Raw genomic sequence first — 8,343 nt, forward strand, 5'->3', positions numbered from 1 at the left:
CCCCCGCCGCGCGCGCGCCGGCTCTCGCGGCGCGCGCGCAGCTTCCCGATTGCGCCACGCGTCGAGCTGCGCCCCGATGCCCAGGGCGCGCGCTGGCTGCTGTCGATCACCGCCGGCGACCGCGCCGGCCTGCTCTATGGCGTGGCACGCGTACTCTCGCGCCACGGCGTGTCGGTCCACCTGGCCAAGGTCAGCACGCTCGGCGAGCGGGTGGAGGACAGCTTCCTGGTCGAGGGCGCGGGGCTGCAGGACCCGTCCCGCCGAATGGCCCTGGAGAGCGAGCTGCTGGAAGCCCTGATCGAGGAGGACTGAGCCCTTTCCCACAGCCCTGCAGCGCCGCGGCAGCGGAAGGCACAATGGGCCCGATGCCTGAGCCGTCCCCGCCCGAGATTCCACCGGTGCCCGAGCACCCGCCCCTGCCCGCGCCGATGCGCTGGCTGCTGCTGGCCTTTGCGGTGCTGTCGCTGACCATGGGCATCATTGGCATCGTCGTTCCCGGGCTGCCGACCACCGTCTTCGTGCTGATGGCCGGCTGGGCGGCGGCGCGCAGCTCGCCGCGCCTGCACGCCTGGCTGTGGCGCCACCGGCTGTTCGGCTCCATGCTGCGCAACTGGGCCGACGGGGGCCGCGTGAGCCGGCGCGCCAAGTGGAGCGCCACCGCCCTGATGGCGCTGTGCGCCGTCGTCATCGTCCTGACGGGCGTGGCGCGCTGGGCGGCGATCCTCGCCTGCACCTGCATGGCCTGCGTGCTGGTCTGGCTCTGGCTGCGGCCCGAGCCCGGGCGCTGAAGCTTCCTTCCCGCCATTTTTTCTGTATATAATCATGGTCTTGTTCCTCGATAGCTCAGTCGGTAGAGCGCCGGACTGTTAATCCGTAGGTCCCTGGTTCGAGCCCAGGTCGAGGAGCCAAGATGAAAAGCCATCCTGATTTGCGTCCGGATGGCTTTTTTTCGTGCCTTGTACAGGCAACGGGCCCGCAGGCCGGCCTGCCCGGCCGCGCAGCGCGGGCCGGGCTGCCGCCTTGCAGGTGCGCCTCACATGTAGTCGATCATGACCTGTCCGAAGCCCGAGCAGCTCACCTGCGTGGCGCCCTCCATCAGGCGCGCGAAATCGTAGGTCACCTTCTTGCTCTGGATGGCCTTCTCCATCGACGAGATGATCAGGTCGGCGGCTTCCGTCCAGCCCATGTGGCGCAACATCATCTCGGCCGAGAGGATCTCCGAGCCCGGGTTCACGTAGTCCTTGCCGGCGTACTTCGGAGCCGTGCCGTGCGTGGCCTCGAACATGGCGACCGAATCCGAGATGTTGGCGCCGGGCGCGATGCCGATCCCCCCCACCTGCGCCGCCAGCGCGTCGGAGATGTAGTCGCCGTTGAGGTTGAGCGTGGCGATCACGCTGTACTCGGCCGGACGCAGCAGGATCTGCTGCAGGAAGGCGTCGGCGATGCTGTCCTTGATGGTGATCTCCTTGCCAGTGCGTGGGTTCTTCATGCGCATCCAGGGACCGCCGTCGATCGGCTCTGCCCCGAACTCCCTGGCCGCCAGCGCATAGCCCCAGTCACGGAAGGCACCTTCCGTGAACTTCATGATGTTGCCCTTGTGCACCAGCGTGACGCTCGGCCGGTCGTTGTCGATGGCGTACTGGATGGCCTTGCGCACCAGCCGCTCCGTGCCCTCGCGCGAGACGGGCTTGACGCCGATGCCGGAAGTGCCGGGAAAGCGAATCTTGGTGACGCCGAACTCGTCCTGCAAAAACTTGATGAGCTTCCTCGCCTTGTCCGATTCCGCCTCGAACTCGATGCCGGCATAGATGTCCTCGGAGTTCTCGCGGAAGATGACCATGTTGGTCTTCTCGGGCTCCTTGACGGGCGAGGGCACGCCCTTGAAATACTGGATGGGTCGCAGGCACACGTACAAGTCCAGTTCCTGGCGCAGCGCCACGTTCAGCGAGCGGATGCCGCCGCCCACGGGCGTGGTGAGCGGCCCCTTGATGGAGAGCACGTAGTCGCGCACGGCGGTCAGGGTCTCTTGCGGCAACCAGACATCCGGGCCGTACACCCGCGTGGACTTCTCGCCGGCATACACCTCCATCCAGTGGATCTTGCGCTGGCCGCCATAGGCCTTTTGCACGGCGGCATCCACCACACGGATCATGACCGGCGTGATGTCGGCGCCGGTGCCGTCGCCCTCGATGAAGGGAATGATGGGCTGGTCGGGGACATTCAGGCTCATGTCCGCGTTGACGGTGATCTTCTGGCCTTCGGCCGGCACCTTGATGTGCTGGAAGCTGCTCATGGGCATGGTCTCCAAGTGAACGCAGTGATGGGGACGGGGCAGGCCCCGGTGCGGCTCCGGGCCGCTGTGACGGGGGAAATTCTAGCGACAACCCCTTTTCACGAACCCCCATCCCCACGCGCCATCGGCGGCATCGGCAGCCCCTCGCCTGCCCGTGCGGCCCGCGAAAACCCGCAAAATGGCGGTTTTGTCCCGCCCGCCTGCCGATCCGGCAAGCCCCTTTCCTGCCATCCCGACGTTGATCCGATCGCCCGCGCCATGGTCCGCCCTCTTGCCCCCTTCTCGACCCTTTCCTCCCTCCTCACGCAGGGGCTCGCGGCCCTGGCGCTGGTGGCCGGCGCCTGCAGCGCGGCCGCCCAGGACGCTCCGCAGCTGAACCTGCCGCGCACCGAACTGGCCGTGGGCATGCACCGCATCGAGGCCCAGGTGGCGCGCACGCCCGGCCAGCGCCAGGTCGGCCTGATGATGCGCCGCGACATGCCCTCCCACGAGGGGATGCTGTTCGTCTTCGAGCAGCCCGCCATCCAGTGCTTCTGGATGAAGAACACGCTGCTGCCCCTCACCGCTGCCTTCCTCGAGGACGACGGCACCATCGTCAACCTCGCTGACATGCAACCCCAGAGCGAGGATTCGCACTGCTCGGCCCGGCCGGTGCGCTACGTGCTGGAGATGAACCAGGGCTGGTTCAGGCAGCGCGGCCTCAAGGCCGGCGCCCGCCTCACGGGCGGACCCTTCGCCGCAAGGTAGGGCGGCGCGCGCGCACGAGCAAAGCCGACTGCCCTTGCGGGCCGTCGGCTCTGGGGGCCGGGGCACGCGCCTGCCCCGGAGTGCGCTCGGGCGGCCGCTCAGGCGGCCATTTTCTGCAGCGCCGCGTTGAAGGTGCTGCTCGGGCGCATCACGGCGTCCAGCTTGGCCGCATCCGGCAGGTAATAGCCGCCGATGTCCACCGCCTTCCCCTGCACCGCGTTGAGCTCGTCCACGATCTTCTGCTCGTTGGCCGCCAGTTCCCGGGCCAAGGGCGCGAACTGGCCCGCCAGCTCCAGGTCCTCGGTCTGCGCGGCCAGGGCCTCGGCCCAGTAAAGCGCCAGATAGAAATGGCTGCCGCGGTTGTCCAGCTGGCCGGTCTTCGGACTCGGACCCTTGTTGTTGTCCAGCAGCCGGCCCGTGGCGGCGTCCAGCGTCTTGGCCAGCAGCTTGGCGCGCGGGTTGTTGTTCTTGAGCCCCAGGTCCTCCAACGAAACCGCCAGCGCGAGGAACTCGCCCAGCGAATCCCAGCGCAGGTGGTTTTCTTCCACCAGCTGCTGCACGTGCTTCGGGGCCGAGCCGCCCGCGCCGGTCTCGTACATGCCGCCGCCGGCCATCAGCGGAACGATCGACAGCATCTTGGCGCTGGTGCCCAGCTCCATGATCGGGAACAGGTCGGTGAGGTAGTCGCGCAGGATGTTGCCCGTGGCGCTGATGGTGTCCAGGCCGCGGATCACCCGCTCGAGCGTATAGCGCATGGCGCGCACCTGGCTCATGATCTGGATATCGAGGCCCGTGGTGTCGTGCTCGTGCAGGTACATCTTGACCTTGGTGATCAGCTGCGCCTCGTGCGGGCGGTACTGGTCCAGCCAGAACACCACCGGCATGCCCGAATTGCGCGCGCGCGTGACGGCAAGCTTGACCCAGTCGCGGATGGCGGCGTCCTTGGTCTGGCACATGCGCCAGATGTCGCCGGCCTCGACGTTCTGGCTCATCAGGACTTCCCCGGTGTTCAGGTCGGTGATGTTGGCCACGCCGTCCTCGGGGACTTCGAAGGTCTTGTCGTGGCTGCCGTATTCCTCGGCCTGCTGCGCCATCAGGCCGACGTTGGGCACGGTGCCCATGGTGCGCGGATCGAACGCGCCGTGCCACTTGCAGAAGTTGATCATCTCCTGGTAGATGCGGGCGAATGTCGATTCGGGCATCACGGCCTTGACGTCCTTCAGGCGCCCGTCCGGCCCCCACATCTTGCCGCCGTTTCGGATCATCGCCGGCATCGAGGCGTCCACGATGATGTCGTTGGGCGAGTGGAAGTTGGTGATGCCCCGTGCCGAGTCGACCATGGCCAGTTCCGGCCGGTTCTCGTGGCAGGCATGCAGGTCGCGCAACACCTCCTCGCGCAGCGCGCTGGGCAACTGCTCGAGCTTGTCGTAGAGGTTGACCATGCCGTTGTTGACGTTCACGCCCAGCTCCTCGAACAGCTTGGCGTGCTTCTCGAAGGCTTCCTTGTAGAAGATGCGCACGCAGTGCCCGAACACGATCGGGTGCGAGACCTTCATCATGGTGGCCTTCACGTGCAGCGAGAACATCACGCCGGTCTTGCGCGCGTCCTCGATCTGCTTCTCGTAGAACTCCAGCAGCGCCTTCTTGCTCATGAACATGGAGTCGATGACCTCGCGGTCGAGCAGGCTGACCTTGGGCTTGAGGACGATGGTCTGGCCGCTCTTGGTGATCAGCTCCATCTTCACGTCGCGCGCGCGGTCCAGCGTCATCGACTTCTCGCCATGGTAGAAGTCGCCGTGGTGCATGTGCGAGACGTGGCTGCGCGAGGCCGGGCTCCATTCGCCCATGTGGTGCGGGTGCTTGCGCGCGTATTCCTTGACCGCCTTGGGCGCCCGGCGGTCCGAGTTGCCCTCGCGCAGCACCGGGTTCACGGCGCTGCCGATGCACTTGTTGTAGCGCGCGCGGATCGCCTTTTCCTCCTCCGTCTTCGGGTCCTCGGGGAAGTCGGGAATGGCGTAGCCCTTGTCCTGCAGCTCCTTGATGGCGGCCATCAGCTGGGCCACCGAAGCGCTGATGTTGGGCAGCTTGATGATGTTGGCGTCGGGCTGCAGCGTCTTTCTGCCCAGCTCCGCAAGGTTGTTCGGCACCCGCTGCTCGTCGCTCAGGTACTCCGGGAACTCGCCCAGGATGCGCGCCGCCACAGAGATGTCGCTCTCCGCCACATGGATGCCCGCGGGAGCGGCAAAGGCCCGCACGATCGGCAGGAACGAGGCGGTCGCCAAGCGCGGGGCCTCGTCGGTCAGGGTGTAGATGATGGTGGGTTGCTGGGTGCTCATCCGTGTCTTTCAAGTCAACAAAAACGCAGAACTGGGGCTCGGTCGCACAGCAGCGCGCACGGGCGGCGGCGACCGTCCCCATTGTCCGTGACCGGCAGCGCCAACATCCCGTTTTTCGCAATTCTGTACCGCAATGCAAAATTCTAAGCGTTAACCCTGATTCGCCGGCCGCCTGGGCCGACCCCCACCGGGCCGGGCCCCAAAAAAAACGCTGCCCGAAGGCAGCGGTTTATGAAGACGAGACAGCACAGGCGCGGCAGATGCGCGCCTGCAAGCCACCCTTTCTTCAGTCGGCGGTCGCCTCCTCCGGCTCGGCAGGCTCGGACTTGGCGCCGCGCTCCTTCTTGGGCAGCGGCTGGATATCGAGCTTGACCTCGGCCGTCTCGGCGCCCTTCTCGTCGGTCTTCTCCTCGATGTCGACCGTCAGGCGCCCGCCCTCGGTGAGGCGACCGAACAGCAGCTCGTCGGCCAGCGCCTTGCGGATCATGTCCTGGATCAGGCGCTGCATGGGCCGCGCGCCCATCAGTGGATCGAAGCCCTTCTTCGCCAGGTGCTTGCGCAGCGTGTCGGTGAAGGTGACCTCGACCTTCTTCTCGGCCAGCTGCTGCTCCAGTTGCAGCAGGAACTTGTCCACCACGCGCAGGATGACCTGCTCGTCCAGCGGCTTGAAGCTCACCACGGCATCCAGGCGGTTCCTGAACTCCGGCGTGAACAGGCGCTTGATGTCGGCCATCTCGTCGCCCGCCTGGCGCGGGTTGGTGAAGCCGATGGTCGCCTTGTTCATGGTCTCGGCCCCCGCGTTCGTCGTCATGATGATGATGACGTTGCGGAAGTCGGCCTTGCGCCCGTTGTTGTCGGTCAGCGTGCCGTGGTCCATGACCTGCAGCAGCACGTTGAAGATGTCCGGGTGCGCCTTCTCGATCTCGTCGAGCAGCAGCACCGAGTGCGGCTTCTTGGTGATGGCCTCGGTCAGCAGACCACCCTGGTCGAAGCCCACGTAGCCCGGGGGCGCGCCGATCAGGCGGCTCACGGCGTGGCGCTCCATGTACTCCGACATGTCGAAGCGGATCAGCTCGACGCCCATGATGTAGGCCAGCTGCTTGGCGGCCTCGGTCTTGCCGACGCCCGTGGGGCCGGAGAACAGGAAGGAGCCGATCGGCTTGTCGCCCTTGCCCAGGCCCGAGCGCGCCATCTTCACGCTGGCGGCCAGCACCTCCAGCGCCTTGTCCTGGCCAAAGACCACGCTCTTCAAGTCACGCTCGAGCGTCTGCAGCTTGCTGCGGTCGTCGTTGCTGACGTTGGCGGGCGGGATGCGGGCGATCTTCGCGACGATCTCCTCGATCTCGGTCTTGCCGATGGTCTTCTTGCGCTTGGAGGGCACCAGGATGCGCTGCGCCGCCCCGGCCTCGTCGATCACGTCGATGGCCTTGTCGGGCAGGTGCCGGTCGTTGATGTACTTGGCCGACAGCTCGGCCGCGGCCTGCAGCGCGGCGGCGGCGTACTTGACGCTGTGGTGCTCCTCGAAGCGGCTCTTGAGGCCCTTGAGGATGTCCACCGTCTCGGCGACCGTCGGCTCGACCACGTCCACCTTCTGGAAGCGCCGCGACAGCGCCGCATCCTTCTCGAAGATGCCGCGGTACTCGGTGAAGGTGGTCGCGCCGATGCACTTGAGCTGGCCCGAGGACAGCGCGGGCTTGAGCAGGTTGGAGGCGTCCAGCGTCCCGCCCGATGCGGCGCCGGCGCCGATCAGCGTGTGGATCTCGTCGATGAACAGGATGGCGTTGGGCTTGTCCTTGAGGCTCTTCAAGACGCCCTTGAGGCGCTGCTCGAAGTCGCCGCGGTACTTGGTGCCCGCCAGCAGCGCGCCCATGTCCAGCGAGTACACCGTGGCCTCGGAGAGGATCTCCGGCACGTCGCCCTGGGTGATGCGCCAGGCCAGCCCTTCAGCGATCGCCGTCTTGCCCACGCCGGCTTCACCCACCAGGAGCGGGTTGTTCTTGCGGCGGCGGCACAGGATCTGGATGGTGCGCTCGACCTCGTAGTTGCGGCCGATCAGCGGATCGATCTTGCCGTCCTTGGCCGCCTGGTTGAGGTTCAGCGTGTATTGCTCCAGCGGCGAGGCCTTCTCGCTGCGCTCGCCCTGTGCGCCTTCCTCGGCCTCGGCCTGGTTCTCGGCCTTGGCAGGCTCCTGCGGCTCGCCCTTCTTGATGCCGTGGGCGATGTAGTTCACCACGTCCAGACGCGTCACCCCCTGCTGGTGCAGGTAGTAGACGGCGTGCGAATCCTTCTCGCCATAGATGGCGACCAGCACGTTCGCGCCGGTCACTTCCTTCTTGCCGTTGCCGGTGGACTGCACGTGCATGATGGCGCGCTGGATCACGCGCTGGAAGCCCAGCGTGGGCTGCGTGTCCACCTCGTCGCTGCCGGCGACTTGCGGGGTGTTGTCTTTGATGAAATTGGTCAGCGATGCGCGCAGGTCGTCGAGATTTGCGGCGCATGCGCGCAGCACTTCGGCTGCGCTGGGGTTATCGAGCAATGCAAGCAGCAGATGCTCCACGGTGATGAACTCGTGGCGCTGCTGACGGGCCTCGACGAAGGCCATGTGCAAGCTGACTTCCAGTTCCTGGGCAATCATTTGAGAACTCCTATGTGCTTGCGCGTGAGGGATGACTGTAGTTCGGGTGCAGGGGCCACTTATTCAACGGGCTCGCTCAGGCATTGCAATGGGTGGCCGGCGTCGCGCGCGGCGCTGAGGACCTGCTCCACCTTGGTCGCCGCGACGTCCCGGGTATAGACCCCACAGACGCCTTTGCCGTCCAGATGGATCTTGAGCATGATGCGCGTGGCCGCTTCGCGGTCCTTGTTGAAGAACTCTTGTAGGACCACGACCACGAACTCCATCGGGGTGTAGTCGTCATTGAGCATGACGACCTGGTACATCTGCGGCGGTCGCGTTTTCTGAGGCCG

Annotated in this window: 7 protein-coding genes and 1 tRNA gene; 4 read left to right on the forward strand and 4 right to left on the reverse strand. The window is 66.2% G+C overall.

Annotation, left to right across the window (positions count from 1 at the left end; all coding sequences use genetic code 11):
• From A612_RS14925 to A612_RS14935, 3 genes are all read left to right on the forward strand, one after another.
• On the forward strand, positions 1-312 hold a 312-nt coding region (locus A612_RS14925; protein ID WP_040437139.1), incomplete at its 5' end, for an ACT domain-containing protein.
• Between the two features lie 53 nt (positions 313-365).
• Positions 366-788, forward strand: coding sequence for a YbaN family protein (locus A612_RS14930; protein ID WP_019375245.1), 423 nt, complete (start codon positions 366-368; stop codon positions 786-788).
• 44 nt (positions 789-832) lie between these two features.
• A tRNA-Asn gene (locus A612_RS14935) sits at positions 833-908 on the forward strand.
• Between the two features lie 125 nt (positions 909-1,033).
• Here A612_RS14935 and icd read toward each other — a convergent pair.
• On the reverse strand, positions 1,034-2,293 hold the full coding sequence (gene icd / locus A612_RS14940; protein WP_040437140.1) for an NADP-dependent isocitrate dehydrogenase: 1,260 nt from the start codon (positions 2,291-2,293) through the stop codon (positions 1,034-1,036).
• A gap of 258 nt (positions 2,294-2,551) precedes the next feature.
• Between icd and A612_RS14945 the strand changes: the two genes are divergently transcribed.
• Positions 2,552-3,040, forward strand: a complete 489-nt coding sequence (locus A612_RS14945) for a DUF192 domain-containing protein (protein ID WP_019375247.1) — start codon at positions 2,552-2,554, stop codon at positions 3,038-3,040.
• Between the two features lie 98 nt (positions 3,041-3,138).
• On the opposite strand, the gene A612_RS14950 is transcribed toward A612_RS14945, so the two are convergent.
• The 3 genes from A612_RS14950 to clpS form a co-directional block, all read right to left on the reverse strand.
• Positions 3,139-5,376, reverse strand: coding sequence for an NADP-dependent isocitrate dehydrogenase (locus tag A612_RS14950; RefSeq protein WP_019375248.1), 2,238 nt, complete (start codon positions 5,374-5,376; stop codon positions 3,139-3,141).
• Between the two features lie 286 nt (positions 5,377-5,662).
• Positions 5,663-8,011 carry an ATP-dependent Clp protease ATP-binding subunit ClpA gene (gene clpA / locus A612_RS14955; protein WP_019375249.1) on the reverse strand — a complete coding sequence of 783 codons (2,349 nt, stop codon included), beginning with the start codon at positions 8,009-8,011 and terminating at the stop codon, positions 5,663-5,665.
• 59 nt (positions 8,012-8,070) lie between these two features.
• The coding region (clpS, locus tag A612_RS14960) for an ATP-dependent Clp protease adapter ClpS (protein ID WP_040437142.1) at positions 8,071-8,343 on the reverse strand (273 nt) is incomplete at its 5' end.

The sequence above is a fragment of the Melaminivora alkalimesophila genome (genome assembly GCF_000282995.1).
In the GTDB taxonomy this organism is placed as follows: Bacteria; Pseudomonadota; Gammaproteobacteria; order Burkholderiales; family Burkholderiaceae_C; genus Melaminivora; species Melaminivora alkalimesophila.